19 protein-coding genes are annotated in these 19,011 nt (G+C 44.5%); 14 read left to right on the forward strand and 5 right to left on the reverse strand.

The window, feature by feature from the left end:
• Window positions 1-40: 40 nt before the first annotated feature.
• Window positions 41-616, forward strand: coding sequence for a TetR/AcrR family transcriptional regulator (locus bslm_RS05390; protein WP_014479348.1), 576 nt, complete (start codon window positions 41-43; stop codon window positions 614-616).
• Between the two features lie 70 nt (window positions 617-686).
• Entirely contained in the window at window positions 687-3,014 is a 2,328-nt protein-coding gene (locus bslm_RS05395) for a YhgE/Pip domain-containing protein (RefSeq protein WP_029726305.1), read from the forward strand.
• A gap of 41 nt (window positions 3,015-3,055) precedes the next feature.
• Here bslm_RS05395 and fabHB read toward each other — a convergent pair whose 3' ends face one another.
• Window positions 3,056-4,033 (reverse strand): beta-ketoacyl-ACP synthase III FabHB, encoded by a 978-nt coding sequence (fabHB, locus tag bslm_RS05400; RefSeq protein WP_029726304.1) that lies wholly within the window; start codon window positions 4,031-4,033, stop codon window positions 3,056-3,058.
• Window positions 4,034-4,159: 126 nt separating this feature from the next.
• Here fabHB and bslm_RS05405 point away from each other — a divergent pair, with 126 nt between their 5' ends.
• The 4 genes from bslm_RS05405 (at window position 4,160) to bslm_RS05420 (ending at window position 6,809) form a co-directional block, all read left to right on the forward strand.
• Window positions 4,160-4,936, forward strand: coding sequence for a YhfC family intramembrane metalloprotease (locus bslm_RS05405; RefSeq protein WP_003233198.1), 777 nt, complete (start codon window positions 4,160-4,162; stop codon window positions 4,934-4,936).
• Window positions 4,937-5,050: 114 nt separating this feature from the next.
• Window positions 5,051-5,215 carry a hypothetical protein gene (locus bslm_RS21545; RefSeq protein ID WP_170295641.1) on the forward strand — a complete coding sequence of 55 codons (165 nt, stop codon included), beginning with the start codon at window positions 5,051-5,053 and terminating at the stop codon, window positions 5,213-5,215.
• Between the two features lie 133 nt (window positions 5,216-5,348).
• Window positions 5,349-6,389, forward strand: a complete 1,041-nt coding sequence (locus bslm_RS05415) for a M42 family metallopeptidase (RefSeq protein WP_009966936.1) — start codon at window positions 5,349-5,351, stop codon at window positions 6,387-6,389.
• A 12-nt stretch (window positions 6,390-6,401) separates the two neighbouring features.
• Window positions 6,402-6,809, forward strand: a complete 408-nt coding sequence (locus tag bslm_RS05420; RefSeq protein WP_003244837.1) for an ASCH domain-containing protein — start codon at window positions 6,402-6,404, stop codon at window positions 6,807-6,809.
• 36 nt (window positions 6,810-6,845) lie between these two features.
• On the opposite strand, the gene gltT is transcribed toward bslm_RS05420, so the two are convergent.
• Window positions 6,846-8,135 (reverse strand): glutamate/proton symporter GltT, encoded by a 1,290-nt coding sequence (gltT, locus tag bslm_RS05425; protein ID WP_003245579.1) that lies wholly within the window; start codon window positions 8,133-8,135, stop codon window positions 6,846-6,848.
• 270 nt (window positions 8,136-8,405) lie between these two features.
• A complete protein-coding gene (yhfH, locus tag bslm_RS20525; RefSeq protein WP_003244802.1) occupies window positions 8,406-8,540 on the reverse strand; it encodes a protein YhfH in 135 nt (44 codons plus the stop codon).
• A 157-nt stretch (window positions 8,541-8,697) separates the two neighbouring features.
• Here yhfH and bslm_RS05435 point away from each other — a divergent pair, with 157 nt between their 5' ends.
• The 4 genes from bslm_RS05435 (at window position 8,698) to lcfB (ending at window position 12,808) form a co-directional block, all read left to right on the forward strand.
• Entirely contained in the window at window positions 8,698-9,432 is a 735-nt protein-coding gene (locus tag bslm_RS05435) for an MBL fold metallo-hydrolase (protein ID WP_029726303.1), read from the forward strand.
• A gap of 12 nt (window positions 9,433-9,444) precedes the next feature.
• Window positions 9,445-10,440 (forward strand): lipoate--protein ligase, encoded by a 996-nt coding sequence (lplJ, locus tag bslm_RS05440; RefSeq protein WP_029726302.1) that lies wholly within the window; start codon window positions 9,445-9,447, stop codon window positions 10,438-10,440.
• Window positions 10,441-10,504: 64 nt separating this feature from the next.
• Window positions 10,505-11,149, forward strand: a complete 645-nt coding sequence (locus bslm_RS05445; protein ID WP_029726301.1) for an SDR family oxidoreductase — start codon at window positions 10,505-10,507, stop codon at window positions 11,147-11,149.
• Between the two features lie 117 nt (window positions 11,150-11,266).
• Window positions 11,267-12,808, forward strand: coding sequence for a long-chain-fatty-acid--CoA ligase LcfB (gene lcfB, locus bslm_RS05450; RefSeq protein WP_029726300.1), 1,542 nt, complete (start codon window positions 11,267-11,269; stop codon window positions 12,806-12,808).
• Window positions 12,809-12,846: 38 nt separating this feature from the next.
• Here lcfB and bslm_RS05455 read toward each other — a convergent pair whose 3' ends face one another.
• Window positions 12,847-13,242 (reverse strand): YhfM domain-containing protein, encoded by a 396-nt coding sequence (locus bslm_RS05455; protein WP_003245187.1) that lies wholly within the window; start codon window positions 13,240-13,242, stop codon window positions 12,847-12,849.
• Between the two features lie 148 nt (window positions 13,243-13,390).
• Between bslm_RS05455 and bslm_RS05460 the strand changes: the two genes are divergently transcribed.
• Window positions 13,391-14,671 (forward strand): M48 family metallopeptidase, encoded by a 1,281-nt coding sequence (locus bslm_RS05460; RefSeq protein WP_046380902.1) that lies wholly within the window; start codon window positions 13,391-13,393, stop codon window positions 14,669-14,671.
• A 38-nt stretch (window positions 14,672-14,709) separates the two neighbouring features.
• Here the strand turns inward: bslm_RS05460 and aprE are convergent, their stop codons facing one another.
• Window positions 14,710-15,855, reverse strand: a complete 1,146-nt coding sequence (aprE, locus tag bslm_RS05465) for a subtilisin AprE (protein ID WP_029726299.1) — start codon at window positions 15,853-15,855, stop codon at window positions 14,710-14,712.
• Between the two features lie 440 nt (window positions 15,856-16,295).
• Here aprE and bslm_RS05470 point away from each other — a divergent pair, with 440 nt between their 5' ends.
• The 3 genes from bslm_RS05470 (at window position 16,296) to bslm_RS05480 (ending at window position 19,000) form a co-directional block, all read left to right on the forward strand.
• A complete protein-coding gene (locus tag bslm_RS05470; protein WP_046380903.1) occupies window positions 16,296-16,745 on the forward strand; it encodes a GNAT family N-acetyltransferase in 450 nt (149 codons plus the stop codon).
• Between the two features lie 71 nt (window positions 16,746-16,816).
• The gene (locus tag bslm_RS05475; RefSeq protein ID WP_046380904.1) at window positions 16,817-17,809 is read left to right on the forward strand and encodes an NADPH:quinone oxidoreductase family protein; all 993 of its coding nucleotides are present in this window, start codon (window positions 16,817-16,819) and stop codon (window positions 17,807-17,809) included.
• A gap of 219 nt (window positions 17,810-18,028) precedes the next feature.
• A complete protein-coding gene (locus bslm_RS05480) occupies window positions 18,029-19,000 on the forward strand; it encodes an ABC transporter substrate-binding protein (protein ID WP_003233159.1) in 972 nt (323 codons plus the stop codon).
• Window positions 19,001-19,011: the final 11 nt, after the last annotated feature.

Raw genomic sequence — 19,011 nt, forward strand, 5'->3', positions numbered from 1 at the left:
TGACTAAAATGTTCAAACGGTCAGTTTCGAGGTGAATACAATGTCAATAGATCGAAAAAAGCTCATTTTGGAGGCGGCTACAAAGTCTTTCACGCAGTTCGGGTATAAAGCGACGACAATGGATCTTGTCGCAAAACTTGCGAACGTGGGGAAGGGAACCATTTATACTTTTTTCAAAAACAAAGAAGAGCTGTTTGACGAGATTTTCACTACTTTATTAAAGGAAATGAAGCAAAAAGCGGATGAAGCGATGGAGCCGAACCTTCCGTTCCATGAAAATGTGCACAGAGCGCTGTTTGCCATTCTGGAGTTCAGGAAAACACATCAGCTGACGATTAAAATTTTCCAAGAGAATGCCGAGATTGGTACAATGGCTGTTCAGGAAGTGATCCAGAAAATGGAGCGAGCCATACTGTCTTATATCAAAAGTAAGATTGAAGACGGGATCAAAAGCGGCGCAATCAAGCCGTGCGACCCTGAACTGACAGCCTTTGTGATGCTGAAGCTTTATATCGCGCTCATTTTTGACTGGGAAAAACAACACCCCCCGCTTGATAAAGAGACAATTGCGGGACTGCTTGAATTGTATGTTGTCAAAGGATTGTCAGCGAACTAGATAATCCTTTCTCTTTGCAAGAAAATGACCATTTTTCATGATGAGTCAGTTTTAGAATGGAGGCATCAGGATGAACACAATACGAAGTCAGTGGAAAGACATCGTAACAAGTAAAAAATTATTGATTCCCATCATCGCCATTTTGTTTGTCCCGCTTATTTACAGCGGCGTATTCTTAAAGGCTTATTGGGACCCGTACGGCACAGTTGACCAGCTGCCTGTCGTTGTCGTCAACCAAGACAAGGGAGCAACGTATGAAGGAGAAAAACTTCAAATTGGTGATGATCTGGTCAAAGAATTAAAGGATAATAACAACTTTGATTGGCATTTTTCCAATGATCTCGACCAATCGTTAAAGGACTTATTGAATCAAAAATATTATTTAGTTGTCGAGATTCCTGAGGATTTTTCTAAGAATGCCAGCACTGTATTAGACAAAAATCCGAAAAAATTGGATCTGAAATACCACACAAATGCAGGTTCTAACTATGTAGGGGCAACGATCGGCGAAAAAGCGATTGATAAACTGAAAGCCTCTGTTTCAAAAGAAGTGACCGAGCAATATACGAAAGTTATTTTTGATAACTTTAAAGATATCGCAAAAGGTTTGAGCGACGCGAGCAGCGGCGCGAAAAAAATTGATGACGGCACAAAGGATGCGAAAAACGGAAGCGCACAGCTGAAAGAAAATCTGGCGAAGCTGAAGGAAAGCACCGCTACCATCAGTGACAAAACAGCGCAGCTTGCAGATGGAGCGGCTCAGGTGACGAGCGGCATCCAATCACTTGACAGCTCGCTCGGTAAATTCCAGGACAGCAGCAACCAGATTTATGATAAATCTAGTCAACTTGCAGCAGGATCAGGCGAGCTGACAAGCAAGATGAATGAACTTCTTGCCGGACTTCAAAATGTGCAGAAGGGTACGCCTAATCTTACTAACGGGTTGGATCAGCTCAACAGTAAAGTCCAAGAAGGTTCTGAGAAAGCGGCAAAAGCGGAAAAGATCATTAATGCGCTCGATTTAACGAAGCTTGAAACTGCTGTAAACAATCTGGAAAAGTCAGAAACTGCGATGAAGGAATTTAAAAAACAGCTGACTGACTTTGAAAACAGTTTGAAAAACCGTGATCAGGCATTTAAAAATGTCATCAATTCGAGTGACTTCTTAACAGCGGAGCAAAAAAGCCAGTTGATCAATTCTGTTGAAAAGCAGCTTCCGAAAGTTGATGCGCCTGATTTTGATCAAATATTAAGCCAGCTACCTACAGCTGATCAGCTGCCTGACATCGCAACGATAAAAAGCTCTCTTGAAGACGTGAAAGCGCAGGTGGCGCAGGTGAAAGCCATGCCGGAAGCTACATCTAAGCTTTATAACGGCGCAAAAACAATCCAAGATGCGATTGACAGATTAACTGAGGGAGCTGATAAGATATACAATGGTTCTCAGAAGCTGACAGATGGCCAAACTAAACTGACAGCGGGCATCGGTGAATATAATAAGCAGTTCGCAAAAGCAAAAGCGGGCTCAGAGCAATTGGTGACAGGAAGCAGCCAAGTATCCGGCGGATTGTTTAAGCTGTTAGACGGGTCTAAACAGGTCCAAAGCGGATCATCAAAACTTGCAGACGGATCTGCATCACTTGATACAGGTTTAGGCAAGCTATTGGACGGCACAGGAGAGCTGTCTAGTAAGCTGAAGGATGCGGCTGACCAAACAGGAGATATCGATGCTGATGATCAAACATACGGCATGTTTGCGGATCCGGTTAAAACCAAAGATGATGCCATTCATTCCGTTCCTAACTATGGAACAGGGCTGACACCTTATATCCTGTCAATGGGCTTGTATGTCGGCGGCATCATGCTGACGGTTGTCTTCCCGCTGAAGGAAGCGTCAGGACGTCCGAGAAACGGTTTTGAGTGGTTCTTTAGCAAATTCAATGTCATGATGCTTGTAGGAATCATTCAATCATTGATTGTGGCGACGGTTCTTCTATTGGGAATTGGTCTCGAGGTAGAGAGCACGTGGAGATTTTACGTGTTTACGATCATTACGAGTCTCGCTTTCCTGGCGATAATTCAATTTTTGGCTACAACGATGGGCAACCCGGGGCGATTTATCGCAGTCATTATTTTAGTGCTGCAGCTGGGAGCGAGCGGAGGAACCTTCCCGCTTGAATTGCTCCCGAATTTCTATCAGGTCATCCATGGCGCATTGCCGATGACCTACAGCATTAACGGATTCAGAGCGGTCATTTCAAACGGTGACTTTGGCTACATGTGGCAGATGGCCGGCGTCTTAATCGGCATCGCCCTCGTCATGATTGCACTAAGCATTACTTACTTTACAATGTTAAGCCGAAAGGAAGAAACATCAGAAGAACAGCCGGCTTCATAAAGAAAAAGAACTTGTTTCCTTGGAAACAAGTTCTTTTTTTGTTACATTCCCCATTTAATTATCAATCCTGTATAGGTTAATCCGCCGCCAAACCCGAAAAGCAAAACGATTTGATCTTTTTGCAGCTTCCCGGCTTTCACTGCGAGATCGAGCGCCAAAACAATTGAAACCGAAGACGTGTTTCCGTAGTGCTCAACACTAGTGAGCGTTTTTTCAATCGGGAACAGTGTTTTTTCACAAATTGACTCGATCATGCGCAAGTTGGCGCTGTGAGGAACAAACCAATCGAGATCATCGGAGCTGAGTCCTGCTTTATGTAAAAGCCGTTCAAATTCGCCAGGGACGGTTCTTGCGGCCCATTTATATACCTCGCGTCCGTTTTGCACCATTTTTCCAGAACCGACAAGCTGCACACCGTTTATTTCATTTCGCAGTCCGGCACGATACAAAATATCGCCGCTGTTCCCGCTTGTTCCTTGTACAGACGCAAGAAATCCCGGCGTCTCTTCATCTCGTTCCACTAACAGCGCACCCGCGGCATCGCCGAACAGAACGCATGTCGTTCGATCGGTATAATCCGTTACCTTTGATAACGTCTCTCCGGCGATGACGAGAATTTTTTGATGAAGGCCAGATGTGATCAATCCATTTGCCAAATGGAGGCCGTAAGTCAGCCCGGCGCATGTCGCATTAATATCCAGCGCGCCGGTGCTTTCCCAGCCGAAATATTCCTGTATGCGGCATGCTGTACTCGGAAAGGCGTAATCGGATGTGGTTGTGGCAACGAGGATCATATCGACATCATCAAGTGTTCCTTTATAACGGCTCTTGAGATTCTTCACCGCTTCTATGCATAAATCAGAGGTAAATTGATGTTCATCCGCAATCCGGCGTTCTCTCATTCCTGTGCGCTGAACGATCCATTCATCAGAGGTATCAACGATCTTTTCTAAATCTGCATTGGTTAAACGTCTGCTCGGCGCATAGGTGCCGATAGCTGTAATTTTTGCTTTTGACATATGAATCACTCCTTATGGTCAGATTATAACACTAGATATTAGTATCTGGTACTAAAAAGAAGGTTTTTTTACAAAAAAAGAGAAGTGTAGATAGGAATCTATGAAAAAGAAAAAGGAGGCTGAAAAATGGTCAGTCAAGAAGCAGTAGTCTTTTTGGCATTATCCGGGGCTATTGCGTTTCTGTTGCCAATCGGGCTGATTGTATGGTTTAAGCGAAAGTATGGCGCCTCGCTTAAAGTGTTTTTTATTGGCGCTCTCACGTTTTTTGTCTTCGCTCAGCTGCTGGAAGGCGGCGTTCATGTTTATGTACTGCAAGTGAATGAAATGACGAAAGAAGCGATGCAGCATCCATTATGGTATGGCATTTACGGCTGCTTGATGGCCGGCATTTTTGAGGAGTGCGGAAGGTATTTGATGATGCGATTTTTTATGAAGCGCCATCATACTTGGGCAGATGGTCTGGCTTTCGGGGCAGGCCATGGCGGGCTTGAAGCCATCCTGATTACAGGCTTGTCCTCTATCTCACTTATTGTATACGCATTTGCAATCAATAGCGGGACGTTTGAACAGCTTTTGGTCAATGGCGACGTCAAACAGGCGCTTTTGCCGATACAGGAGCAGCTGCTGCATACTCCTTCGTATGAATGGATGCTGGGCGGAATAGAAAGAATCAGTGCCATTGCCGTCCAGATTGGTCTGTCTCTGCTTGTTTTGTACGCGGTTAAAAACCGCCGGCCGCTGTTTTTGCTGTATTCTATTCTTTTACATGCACTGTTTAATGTCCCGGCGGTTTTATATCAAAGAGGAATCATAGAGCATGCTGCAGCTGTTGAAATCATTGTTGCTCTTATAGCGGCTTTATCAGTTTATTGGATTGTAAAAGCAAAAAGGGTGTTTCAATAAAAGGTCCAAGCAGCAGCAATGCCCGCTTGGAAAAATGTGAATGGAAATATTCATTAAGCATGGGTCATCAGAATATTTCTGATTCAGTCTTTAGCAATGACAGCAAGAATGTCTGTGTTTTTTACAAGAGAAACAATGGTGTTTCTTTTTCTTCTTCTCGCAAGGGTCATGGCATTCTTTCTTTTTCTTGCAATGGTCGTGGAAATCTTTATCGAACCACTCGTCAAAGAACCAAAAATCATCGAACCAATCGTGACAACGACATTTCTGTTCATGTGAATGACGACAGCACATAGAAATCCCTCCTCTTCCCATGCTCTCTACAGCATATGAGAGATTGATAGGAAAAGATTGGACGGGTCCCTCGGGAAAAGAGTATATTTTAAGTAGAAAATAAAAGGAGGAATGCCCTATGACGTCCGTACGTAAAACGATGGAGCTCATTAAAGAACTTGTATCGATCCCAAGCCCGACAGGAAATACATATGAGGTGATCAATTATATTGAAAGCCTTTTAAAAGAATGGAAGGTAGAAACGGTTCGGAACCACAAGGGCGGCTTAATTGCAACGCTTCCAGGACGCGACACATCCCGGCATCGCATGCTGACAGCGCACGTTGACACCCTCGGCGCTATGGTGAAGGAAATTAAAGCGGACGGCCGGCTGAAAATCGACTTAATCGGCGGGTTCCGCTACAACTCGATTGAGGGGGAGTATTGCCAAATTGAAACCGCCTCGGGAAAAATGTACACAGGCACAATCTTAATGCATCAAACGTCTGTGCACGTATACAAAGACGCGGGAAAGGCTGAGCGGAATCAAGAGAATATGGAGATCCGCCTAGATGAACCTGTTCACTGCCGGAAAGATACGGAGGAGCTTGGCATTGGCGTCGGAGACTTTGTGTCGTTTGATCCACGTGTCGAGATCACATCAAGCGGATTTATTAAATCGCGCCATTTGGATGACAAAGCAAGCGTCGCCTTATTGCTCCGCTTAATTCATGAAATTCAAACAGAAGACATTGAGCTGCCGTATACAACCCATTTTCTTATTTCCAATAATGAAGAAATCGGTTACGGCGGGAATTCGAATATTCCTCCTGAAACAGTTGAATATTTGGCGGTTGATATGGGCGCTATCGGTGACGGGCAGGCGACGGATGAATATTCAGTATCAATCTGTGTGAAGGATGCGAGCGGGCCGTATCATTATCAGCTCAGAAAGCATTTAGTTCAATTAGCCGAGAAGCATCATATTGACTATAAGCTTGATATATATCCGTACTACGGGTCTGATGCGTCAGCAGCGATCAAATCCGGGCATGATATTGTGCATGGCCTCATAGGGCCGGGAATTGACGCTTCCCATGCATTTGAACGCACCCATAAATCATCTCTTCGCCATACCGCTAAGCTTCTGTATTACTATGTACAGTCACCAATGGTATAAGGGGGAGGACCAATGAAGATTTATAAGCTGAAAAGCACATTCGGTTGGGAAGGTGATGACGGGTTGGGAGAACAGCTGATTCAGCAGATCCTTGCCGGAGAAAAAAGCGCCACGTGCGCGCCGAAATCATTGTATTCAAAAGATGAATTGAGGGACGTTTATCAAACAGCGGGTCAGCTTGTTACCGTTTATGATAAACATGACAATCCAAGATGCAATATAAAAGTAACAGATGTCTTTGAAACCACCTTTGGTGCGCCTGATATGAGGTTAGTCAAAGGAGAGGGCAATGGAGACCGAATTGAGGAGTTTCAAGAGGATCATCGGATGGCATGGGCGGAACTGATCAAAAGCGGTGAACTGGAGCTGAATGAGGATACTGTTTTGATTACAGAGTTGTTTGTGCTTGTTAAAGATTAAAAAAGCCTGCGGGGCAAGAACCCCGCAGGCTTTTCATTAACCAGAAATGGTTGCGTTTTGTTCTGTTTTCGATTGGGACATAACAGTTTCTGCTTTCGCAGGATTAAACATGCCTTCCCATTTAGACATCACAACGGCAGCAAGCGCGTTACCAGTCAGGTTGACAACTGTACGTGCCATATCCATGATGCGGTCTACGCCGGCAATAAAGGCAAGTCCTTCAGCCGGAACGCCGATGGTGCCAAGCGTTGCAAGCAAGACAACAAAAGAAGTACCAGGTACGGCAGCCATCCCTTTGGATGTCACCATTAAGACGAGCACAAGCGTAATTTGGTGCCAAATCGTCAAATCAATGCCATATACCTGTGCTAAAAAGAGTGCGGCAATAGATTGATAGAGAACGGAACCGTCTAAGTTAAACGTGTAACCGATCGGAATGACAAATGAAACAATGCCTTTTGGACATCCGATTTTCTCCATTTTTTCCATGATACGCGGAAGAACCGTTTCAGAGCTGGACGTACTGAACGCCAGTAAGATTTCGTCCTTCATGTAAGCAAGGAACTTGAAGATGCTGATGCCGGCAATTTTTGCGACAATCCCGAAAATAACAATTAAGAAGAAAGCAAGCGCGACATAAACCAATCCGACGAGCTTTCCGAGAGAGATAAGAGAACCGAGTCCGAATTTAGACACAGTCACTCCGATAAGAGCGAAAACGCCGAATGGCGCCACTTTCATCACAAGGTTTACAACGTGGAACATGGCATGGGATACACCTTCAAAAAAGGCTAATACAGGCTTGCCTCTTTCACCGATCGCGGAAATACCCAATGCAAATAGTACTGTAAAGCAGATGATGGCTAGAAGATCCCCTTCGACCAATGACTGGAAGAAGTTTGTCGGCACAATATGGAGGAACGTTTCTGCCACTGATTTATTACTTTGTTCTTTTTCAGTTTCAACATATTGACTGATGTCCGATTTTTGAGCTTCGTGTATATTAACTCCTGTACCCGGATGGAAGATGTTTGCAAGGGCTAGTCCGAGAATAATGGCAAAAGTCGTGATGATCTCGAAGTACAGAATCGTTCTGAAGCCTAATTTACCGACTTGCTTTCCATTTCCTGCACCGGCTACACCGATGATTAAGCTGGAGACAACAATAGGAATCACTATCATTTTGATTAAGCGTAAAAAGAGATCCCCGATTGGCTGCAGGTAAGTAGGCAATGCTGGGTTGCCATACCAAATGACGCCAACAATGACACCTAGAATAAGTCCAACGAATATTTGTGTGGCTAATCCAAACTTAATTCTTTTCATAGATTACCTCCCAAAAAACAAAGTATCAACATATATCATGAATAGACATATATTTAATCTCACTATTAGATCAAATTATAATAGATAAGAAATCAATTCGTCTATAGTAAATTATATTTCGAAAATAAAGAATATTCAATGACATTATGATAATCACCAGAATTATCTAAAAACAGGTGAGCTTTGACCTAACCTGACTATTATTTCAAAATTAAGAGATATGTGAAAAAATAAGAAAATCCCACGCGTAAGGCGCGGGATTTTCGCTCATTACAAATCGTTTACTTTTATACAGTCATTGCAGATATTACCATAGCACTCATGCTGCTCTTCTATCTTTTTTCCGCATTCCGCACACTTTTTCGAAGGCAGGTTTCTAAAAAATTCTGTGATTTTCCCCAGCATAACCAATCCCTCTTTCCCCTTTGTAGTGATTTCATTGTAATATAACAGATAACAAAAATCAATAACTGTTTTGATACAATGTTTAAAACATGCTTTTTTCAAGAAAAATGGGTATATTGAAGGAGGATCAATTTTTTTGAAAAGATAGGAGGACATTATGAAAGTTACAGTTATCGGATGCTATGGCGGTTTTCCGGCCGCAAATGAAGCGACGTCAGGCTATTTGTTTCAGTCAGGTGATTACTCTCTGCTTGTTGATTGCGGCAGTGCCGTTTTATCTAAGCTGTTCGGATATGTGCCGGCGGAAAAGCTGGATGCGGTCGTTCTGTCTCATTATCACCATGACCATATCGCTGATATCGGGCCGCTGCAATTTGCCAAGCAAGTCGGTTCGTTTCTCGGTAAAGGAGAGCATACGCTTCCGATTTACGGACATGATGCTGATATAGAACAGTTTCAAAAGCTTACATATAAAACACATACAAAAGGGATCGCCTATCAGCCGGATCAGCCGTTGACTGCCGGTCCGTTTACGATCACCTTTTTAAAAACGATTCACCCGGTGACGTGCTATGCCATGCGGATTACTGACGGCAGCCACACTGTCGTTTATACTGCTGATTCCAGCTATCAGGATTCATTTATACCGTTTTCGAAAGATGCTGATTTATTGATCTCAGAATGCAATTTTTATGCCGATCAAGACGGAACAAGTGCAGGCCATATGAACAGCCTGGAAGCCGGGCGCATTGCAAAAGAAGCGGGAGCGGGAGAACTGCTGCTGACCCATTTGCCGCATTTTGGCGTGCATGACAATCTTCGCAAAGAAGCGAAAACCGTTTTTAGCGGAGAAGTGAATATTGCGAAATCAGGTTTTGTGTGGGAAGGATAAAGGAGGAGCACCATGTTATTTATAGACAATCAAAATATCAATGATCCGCGGATCAATCTTGCTATCGAGGAGTACTGTGTAAAGCATTTAGACCCTGAACAGCAATATTTGCTCTTTTATGTGAATCAACCGTCTATTATCATTGGGAAAAACCAAAATACAATAGAAGAAATCAATACAAAATATGTAGAGGAAAACGGGATTATCGTCGTCCGCCGTTTATCAGGCGGGGGAGCTGTGTACCATGATCTGGGGAACTTGAACTTCAGCTTTATTACCAAGGATGACGGGGACAGCTTTCATAACTTTAAAAAATTCACTGAGCCGGTGATTCAGGCGTTACATCAGCTTGGGGTTGAAGCTGAATTAAGCGGCCGGAACGACATTGTAGTGGATGGCCGGAAAATATCCGGAAACGCTCAGTTTGCAACGAAAGGCCGTATTTTCAGCCACGGCACCCTCATGTTTGATTCAGCCATTGATCATGTTGTATCAGCATTAAAGGTGAAAAAGGATAAAATTGAATCAAAAGGCATCAAATCGATCAGAAGCCGAGTAGCAAACATCAGTGAGTTTCTCGATGATAAAATGACCACCGAAGAATTCCGCAGCCATTTGCTTCGCCATATTTTTAACACAAACGACATTGGAAACGTGCCGGAGTATAAGCTGACGGAAAAAGATTGGGAGACCATTCATCAAATTTCGAAAGAGCGCTATCAGAATTGGGATTGGAACTACGGCCGCTCGCCGAAATTTAACCTTAATCATTCGAAACGTTATCCGGTTGGATCGATCGATTTGCGCCTAGAGGTCAAGAAAGGCAAAATCGAGGACTGCAAAATCTTCGGAGATTTCTTCGGTGTCGGTGATGTATCTGAAATTGAAAACCTGCTGGCCGGAAAACAATACGAACGCAGCGTCATCGCTGATGTGCTCGAAGGTGTGAATCTCAAGCATTACTTTGGGAACATTACGAAAGAGGATTTCCTTGATCTGATTTATTAAGGCAAAACACATCGTTTGAAAGAGCGGTTGTGTTTTTGAAATAATGGAGGCAGGAGGGATTCACATGAAAGTGTTTTTAATCGGAGCGAACGGACAAATCGGGCAAAGACTTGTCTCTTTATTCCAAGATAATCCTGATCATTCCATCAGAGCGATGGTCAGAAAAGAAGAACAGAAAGCGTCTCTTGAAGCTGCCGGTGCAGAAGCTGTGCTTGCGAATCTGGAGGGCAGCCCGGAAGAAATCGCCGCTGCGGCAAAAGGTTGTGACGCGATCATTTTCACAGCCGGTTCCGGCGGCAGCACAGGCTATGATAAAACGCTGCTGGTGGATCTCGATGGAGCGGCAAAAGCCATTGAAGCTGCGGACATTGCCGGAATCAAACGGTTTATTATGGTCAGCGCCCTGCAAGCCCATCACCGTGAAAATTGGAATGAGGCACTCAAGCCTTATTATGTGGCCAAGCATTATGCTGATAAAATTCTTGAAGCGAGCGGTTTAACCTATACGATTATCCGTCCGGGAGGCCTTCGCAATGAGCCTGGAACGGGAACTGTTTCAGCAGCGAAGGATCTGGAGCGGGGATTTATTTCCCGTGAGGACGTTGCAAAAACGGTCATTGCCTCTTTAGATGAGAAGAATACGGAAAATCGGGCCTTTGATCTGACAGAAGGAGATACGCCGATTGCCGAAGCATTGAAGAAACTATGACAGTATTGACACTCAGGGCTTTTTGCTCTTGAGTGTTTTTTTCTGTTTCTCTATAATGGAGGAGAAAGCTTGGCTTCAATAATGAATGACTATTCATTCACTTTAAGGGGTGGGAGAATGAATCTTGTTTCAAAATTGGAAGAAACAGCATCTGAGAAGCCCGACAGCATCGCATGCAGGTTTAAGGATCACATGATGACGTATCAAGAGCTGAATGAACATATTCAGCGATTTGCGGACGGCCTTCAGGAAGCCGGTATGGAGAAAGGGGACCATCTAGCTTTGCTGCTTGGCAATTCGCCTGATTTTATCATCGCGTTTTTTGGCGCTTTAAAAGCTGGGATCGTGGTTGTTCCCATCAATCCGTTGTACACGCCGACAGAAATTGGTTATATGCTGACAAATGGCGATGTAAAGGCAATCGTAGGCGTTAGCCAGCTTTTGCCGCTTTATGAGAGCATGCATGAGTCGCTGCCAAAGGTTGAGCTCGTCATTTTATGCCAGACGGGGGAGGCCGAGCCGGAAGCTGCGGACCCAGAGGTCAGGATGAAAATGACAACGTTTGCAAAAATATTGCGTCCGACATCAGCCGCTAAACAAAACCAAGAACTTGTCCCTGATGATACCGCGGTTATTTTATATACGTCAGGAACGACTGGAAAACCGAAAGGCGCGATGCTGACTCATCAGAATTTGTACAGCAATGCCAACGATGTTGCAGGCTATTTGGGAATGGATGAGAGGGACAATGTGGTCTGCGCTCTTCCCATGTTTCACGTGTTTTGTTTAACCGTCTGCATGAATGCACCGCTGATGAGCGGCGCAACTGTCTTGATTGAGCCTCAATTCAGTCCGGCATCTGTTTTTAAGCTTGTTAAGCAGCAGCAGGCGACCATTTTTGCCGGTGTGCCTACAATGTATAACTACTTGTTTCAGCATGAAAACGGAAAGAAAGATGATTTTTCTTCGATCAGGTTGTGCATTTCGGGAGGCGCGGCCATGCCAGTCGCGTTGCTGACGGCGTTTGAAGAAAAATTCGGTGTTACCATTTTGGAAGGCTACGGGCTCTCGGAAGCATCACCCGTCACGTGCTTTAACCCGTTTGACAGGGGCAGAAAGCCGGGCTCCATCGGGACAAGTATCTTACATGTCGAAAACAAGGTCGTAGATCCGCTCGGACGTGAGCTGCCCGCTCACCAGGTCGGCGAATTGATCGTGAAAGGCCCCAATGTGATGAAGGGCTATTATAAAATGCCGATGGAAACAGAGCATGCATTAAAAGACGGGTGGCTTTATACGGGGGACTTGGCAAGACGGGATGAGGACGGCTATTTTTACATTGTTGATCGGAAAAAAGACATGATCATTGTAGGAGGATACAATGTGTATCCGCGGGAGGTGGAGGAGGTGCTGTACAGCCATCCGGACGTCAAGGAGGCGGTTGTCATCGGCGTGCCGGACCCCCAAAGCGGGGAAGCGGTAAAGGGATATGTGGTGCCGAAACGCTCTGGGGTAACAGAGGAGGACATCATGCAGCACTGTGAAAAGCATCTGGCAAAATACAAGCGGCCTGCCGCCATTACGTTTCTTGACGATATTCCGAAAAATGCGACGGGGAAAATGCTCAGACGGGCACTGAGAGATATTTTGCCCCAATAAAATGAAAAAGCGAAGCGGTTAGCTTCGCTTTTTCATTTTCAATCCTTTGCTTCTTTTTTAATAATATTTAGCAGCGCCTTTGTATCATTTTTGCTTAATTTGTAGTATGTGCCATCCTTCAAAAAAACGGCTTGCTGGCTGCCGTCAATCCATAGTCTGAATGAGTCATACCGGTCTTTATGAAACTTGATTGTCCCTTCGTAATCAGGGGCTGATGTTTTTTCTGTCTTCACCTGTTTTCCCTGATTCATAATATCCAGCATATCTTTGACGTGCTGTCTTTTTTCAATCTCGATATCTTCCTGGCCGCTTGAAGACAGTGTGATCAAATCCGCGTCTACCGATTGATACACATCGCCTGATCGGCTGTAAAGATAAAAAAATGCTATAAACACAAGACCGATTACCACGATGGCTGCCACTATTTTTTTCATTTGCATCACTCCAAACATTGTTAGTTTTCCCAGCGATCGGGCTTTCCATGCTTAAAAGGGTGGAAAAGTGCGGAACACAGCTTGGTTCTAAGAATTTGAATTTATGATTACAATAGAAGTAACGGGTTGATGTGAGGAGTGAGGCGTTATGCGCAAGTGGATTGCGGCAGCAGGACTTGCTTACGTGCTGTACGGGCTGTTTTTTTATTGGTATTTTTTCCTGTCGGGTGATTCCGCAATACCGGAAGCCGTGAAAGGGACGCAGGCTGATCCGGCTTCTTTCATGAAGCCGTCTGAGTTGGCAGTGGCCGAGCAGTATTCGAATGTCAAGAATTTTTTATTTTTTATCGGGGTACCACTTGATTGGTTTCTGTTTTTTGTTCTGCTGGTCAGCGGTGTTTCAAAGAAAATCAAGAAATGGATGGAAGCGGCCGTGCCTTTTCGCTTTTTGCAGACCGTTGGTTTTGTGTTTGTGCTTTCGCTGATTACAACATTGGTGACGCTGCCTTTAGATTGGATAGGCTATCAAGTATCGCTTGACTATAACATTTCCACACAGACTACGGCCAGCTGGGCTAAGGATCAGGTTATCAGCTTTTGGATCAGCTTTCCAATCTTTACGCTTTGCGTTCTCGTATTTTATTGGCTGATCAAAAGGCATGAAAAAAAATGGTGGTTATACGCCTGGCTGTTAACAGTGCCGTTTTCGCTGTTTCTGTTTTTTATTCAGCCGGTCATTATCGATCCTTTATACAATGATTTTTATCCGCTGAAAAACAAAGAGCTTGAAAGCAAAATTTTAGAGCTGGCAGATGAAGCCAATATTCCGGCTGATCATGTATATGAAGTGAACATGTCAGAAAAAACAAATGCACTGAATGCCTATGTTACAGGTATTGGGGCCAATAAACGGATTGTATTGTGGGATACGACACTGAACAAACTTGACGATTCAGAAATTCTGTTTATTATGGGCCACGAAATGGGCCATTATGTCATGAAGCACGTTTACATCGGTCTGGCTGGTTATTTGCTCGTGTCGCTCGCCGGATTTTATGTCATTGATAAGCTTTACAAGCGGACGGTTCGCCTAACCCGCAGCATGTTTCATTTAGAAGGACGGCATGATCTTGCGGCACTTCCGCTGTTATTGCTTTTGTTTTCTGTTTTGAGCTTTGCGGTGACGCCTTTTTCTAATGCTGTCTCGCGTTATCAGGAGAATAAGGCTGACCAGTATGGGATCGAGTTGACAGAGAACAGAGAAGCCGCTGTTAAAACGTTTCAGGATTTGGCCGTGACGGGGCTGAGCCAGGTTGATCCTCCGGTGCTTGTGAAGATTTTCAGAGGCAGCCATCCGTCGATCGTGGAACGGATTCAACATGCGGAGAAAGAAGAGAATGCGCCGGAACATCAGGATGCTGACAAATAAAAAGAAGCAGGTATGGAGGAACCTGCTTCTTTTTACTATTATTGTGCAGCTGCTTGTACGTTGATTAACCCTTTTCCATAGTAGAAAGAGTTTCCAAGATATGTTGCAGTGCTTTCTAAACGATCACGGACTTGCGCGTTTGTCCAAGTCGGGTGCTTAGAAAGAATTAACGCTGCTGCCCCGGCAACGTGAGGAGTCGCCATGGACGTGCCGTTGTAAGCACCGTAAGTGCCTCCAGGAAGTGTGCTTTGGATGGATACGCCAGGAGCCATCACATCAAGCTCAGAACCTGCGCTTGAGAATGAAGCTCTTTGGTTGCTGCTGTTTACCGCACCTACCGCAATAGTAGAAGGATATTTTGCAGGGTAGCCGACTGTGCTTGAGCTTCCGGACGAACCTTCGTTTCCGGCAGCGGCAGCAACGACGATACCGCTGGAAACGGCTTTGTCAACGACTGTTTTCAGCGCTGTAGAACCAGTAGGTCCGCCAAGGCTCATGTTGATAACATCCATATTGTTGGAAATGGCCCACTCAATGCCGTTAATAATCCAGCTATATTGGCCGCTTCCTGTTGAATCAAGCACTTTTACTGCATATAACGATGCGCTTGGCGCTACGCCCAGAACACCGATTGAGTTATTAAGAGCGGCAATCGTACCGGCTACATGCGTACCGTGAGAACTGCCGTCCTGGTATGGGTTTGTTTCAGAAGGTACGAAGCTTGCTCCGCCTCTGACGTTTAAGTCAGGATGAGAAGAGTCAATTCCGCTGTCGATAACAGCTACTTTTACGTTAGAGCCTGTGTAGCCTTGAGAGTGAAGAGCCGGCGCTTTAATTTGAGAAATGCCATAAGGAACAGATTGCGCATATTCATGTGCAATATGATCTTCTTCCACATATGCAACGCTCGGATCTTTTTTCAATTCTTTTACAGCTTTTTCATCCAATGTTGCTGCGGCCGCGTTAACATACTTAAATTGCTTTTGAACCTTTCCGCCTTTTTCAGAAATAACATCCTTTTTCTTGGCGGAACTCATGGCACTCATTGTCTGCTTAAATCCGACAATGTATTTCTTTTCTGTACTGCTTTTTCCGGCAGCCTGCGCAGACATGTTGCTGAACGCCATCGTAAAGATTAATGTTAACGCAAACAACAAGCTGATCCACAATTTTTTGCTTCTCACTCTTTACCCTCTCCTTTTAAAAAATTCAGAGTAGACTTACTTAAAAGACTATTCTGTTAATTTATTGTAATAGATGGAATAATATTTTAGTAGACCCATTTTTTTGAGATGATTTTATCTCTATTTAGGTATATCATCTCTCGCTATTTCCGTAGAGACTCGAAATAACTATTTTCATACAGAAAAGAACGAAAATAGACATGAGTAAATGTTCATTATGCTGAAATGTCATGCTTTTTTAGGTTAAATGCTCCTGAGTCCCGGCAATTTCCTGTCGAAAAAATTCGTTCGAATGACCTGCATATGCTTCCGTGAGAACAATTGATATTATCGTGATATTTTTTCAATGCATGATGATAAAAGTATTCTGGAAAATAAACTTTACAGAAAATTCGATTAGGGATAGAATGAAAAAATTATTAGAGGGAGGAAGAAATGAGATGAACATTCGCCAGGCAAAGACATCAGATGCAGCAGCCCTCGCGCCGCTGTTTAACCAATACCGGGAATTTTATAGACAGGCATCCGTTTTGCAAGGGGCGGAGGCTTTTTTGAAAGCTCGTTTGGAAAATCACGAGTCTGTTATTTTGATAGCAGAAGAAAATGGAGAATTCATAGGTTTTACCCAGCTCTATCCAACGTTTTCTTCTGTGTCAATGAAAAGGATCTACATATTAAATGACTTATTTGTCGCTCCTTATGCTCGTACAAAGGGAGCGGGCGGCCGGCTTCTTTCTGCCGCAAAGGATTATGCAGGGGAAAACGGGGCAAAATGTTTAACACTTCAGACTGAGCACCACAACCGGAAGGCAAGAAGCTTGTATGAGCAAAACGGCTATGAAGAGGATACCGGATTTGTCCATTATCGTCTCAATGTGCCGGCGAAGTGAAAATGGCGGCTTGATGATTTGGTTTTTTGAACGTTCTTCGGTTACGATATAAATGAAAAGGAGTGTGCCGAATGTCAACGTTATTTCAAGCATTGCAGGCAGAAAAAAATGCCGATGATGTTTCAGTCCATGTGAAAACCATATCAACAGAGGATTTGCCGAAGGATGGTGTCCTGATTAAAGTTGCTTATTCCGACATCAATTACAAAGATGGTCTGGCCGGAAAAGCAGGAGGCAATATCGTCAGAGAGTATCCGCTTATTTTAGGCATTGATGCTGCGGGTACTGTCGTCTCTTCCAATGATCCGCGTTTTGCGGAGGGGGATGAGGTGATCGCGACAAGCTATGAGCTCGGTGTCTCCCGTGATGGCGGATTAAGTGAATACGCTTCGGTGCCTGGTGACTGGCTGGTGCCTTTGCCACAGAATCTTTCGTTAAAAGAAGCGATGGTGTACGGAACGGCGGGATTTACTGCGGCGTTATCAGTGCATCGGCTTGAACAGAACGGTCTGTCTCCGGAAAAAGGCAGCGTGCTAGTCACAGGAGCAACTGGCGGTGTCGGCGGAATTGCGGTATCGATGCTGAACAAGCGGGGCTATGATGTGGTGGCAAGTACCGGAAACCGGGAGGCGGCTGATTATTTGAAACAGCTTGGTGCAAGCGAAGTAATCAGCAGGGAAGATGTCTATGACGGAACGCTTAAGGCGCTGTCCAAGCAGCAATGGCAGGGAGCGGTTGATCCAGTCGGCGGAAAACAGCTTGCCTCGCTTTTAAGCAAAATTCAATACGGCGGATCTGTCGCAGTGAGCGGCTTAACCGGCGGAGGAGAAGTTCCGGCAACCGTGTATCCTTTTATTCTTCGCGGAGTAAGCCTGCTCGGAATCGATTCAGTATATTGTCCGATGGACGTCAGAGCCGCTGTTTGGGAGCGCATGTCTTCTGATCTCAAGCCTGATCAGCTGCTGACCATCGTGGACAGGGAAGTATCATTGGAAGAAACGCCGGGTGCATTAAAAGATATTTTGCAAAATCGCATTCAAGGAAGAGTGATTGTGAAGCTTTAACAGGATAATCAGCTTGCAGAGAATGTTATTTTTCTGCAAGCTTTTTTGTGGACAGGATGATCAGCTGCTGAACTGCTGTGTCGCGAAACAAGATTTTCCTGTAAGCCGAACTTTCTCTTCTCATTTTAAAAATAATTGGTGATAATGATTCTCATTCCGTGTTATACTACTCTTGGACATCTTAACCATAGAAACTACCAACAGGAGAGACTGGAACATATGAAAAAAACACTGATTATTCTTACAGTTTTACTTCTTTCTGTCTTAACGGCTGCTTGCTCGTCTTCAAGCGGCAATCAAAACAGTAAAGAACATAAAGTGGCGGTAACACATGATTTAGGGAAGACAAATGTGCCTGAGCATCCGAAGCGGGTTGTTGTTCTTGAGCTAGGTTTTATTGATACACTGCTTGATCTCGGCATTACGCCTGTCGGGGTTGCCGATGACAACAAAGCGAAGCAGCTGATCAACAAGGATGTGCTGAAGAAAATTGACGGCTACACATCTGTCGGCACTCGCTCACAGCCAAGCATGGAAAAAATCGCTTCATTAAAACCCGATTTAATTATTGCTGACACGACCCGGCATAAGAAGGTGTACGATCAGCTGAAAAAAATAGCGCCGACGATTGCGCTTAATAATTTAAATGCTGATTATCAGGATACAATTGACGCTTCGCTTACGATTGCAAAAGCAGTCGGCAAGGAGAAGGAAATGGAGAAAAAGCTGACGGCGCATGAAGAAAAGCTTAGCGAGACAAAGCAGAAAATCAGCGCGAACAGCCAGTCCGTGCTTTTGATCGGAAATACAAATGATACGATTATGGCCAGGGATGAAAACTTCTTTACATCGAGACTTTTAACACAGGTCGGCTATCGATATGCAATCAGTACGTCAGGCAATAGCGATTCAAGCAATGGCGGCGACTCTGTGAATATGAAAATGACACTGGAGCAGCTGCTGAAAACAGATCCGGATGTGATCATCCTGATGACAGGAAAAACAGATGACCTCGACGCCGACGGTAAACGCCCGATCGAAAAGAATGTCCTTTGGAAAAAACTGAAGGCAGTGAAAAACGGGCATGTATACCACGTGGACCGTGCGGTGTGGTCTCTGCGCCGCAGTGTAGACGGGGCGAATGCCATTTTGGACGAGCTTCAAAAAGAGATGCCGGCTGCTAAGAAATAAAAGAAAAGACA

The organism is Bacillus sp. LM 4-2 (assembly GCF_000978495.1).
Lineage (GTDB): Bacteria > Bacillota > Bacilli > Bacillales > Bacillaceae > Bacillus > Bacillus subtilis.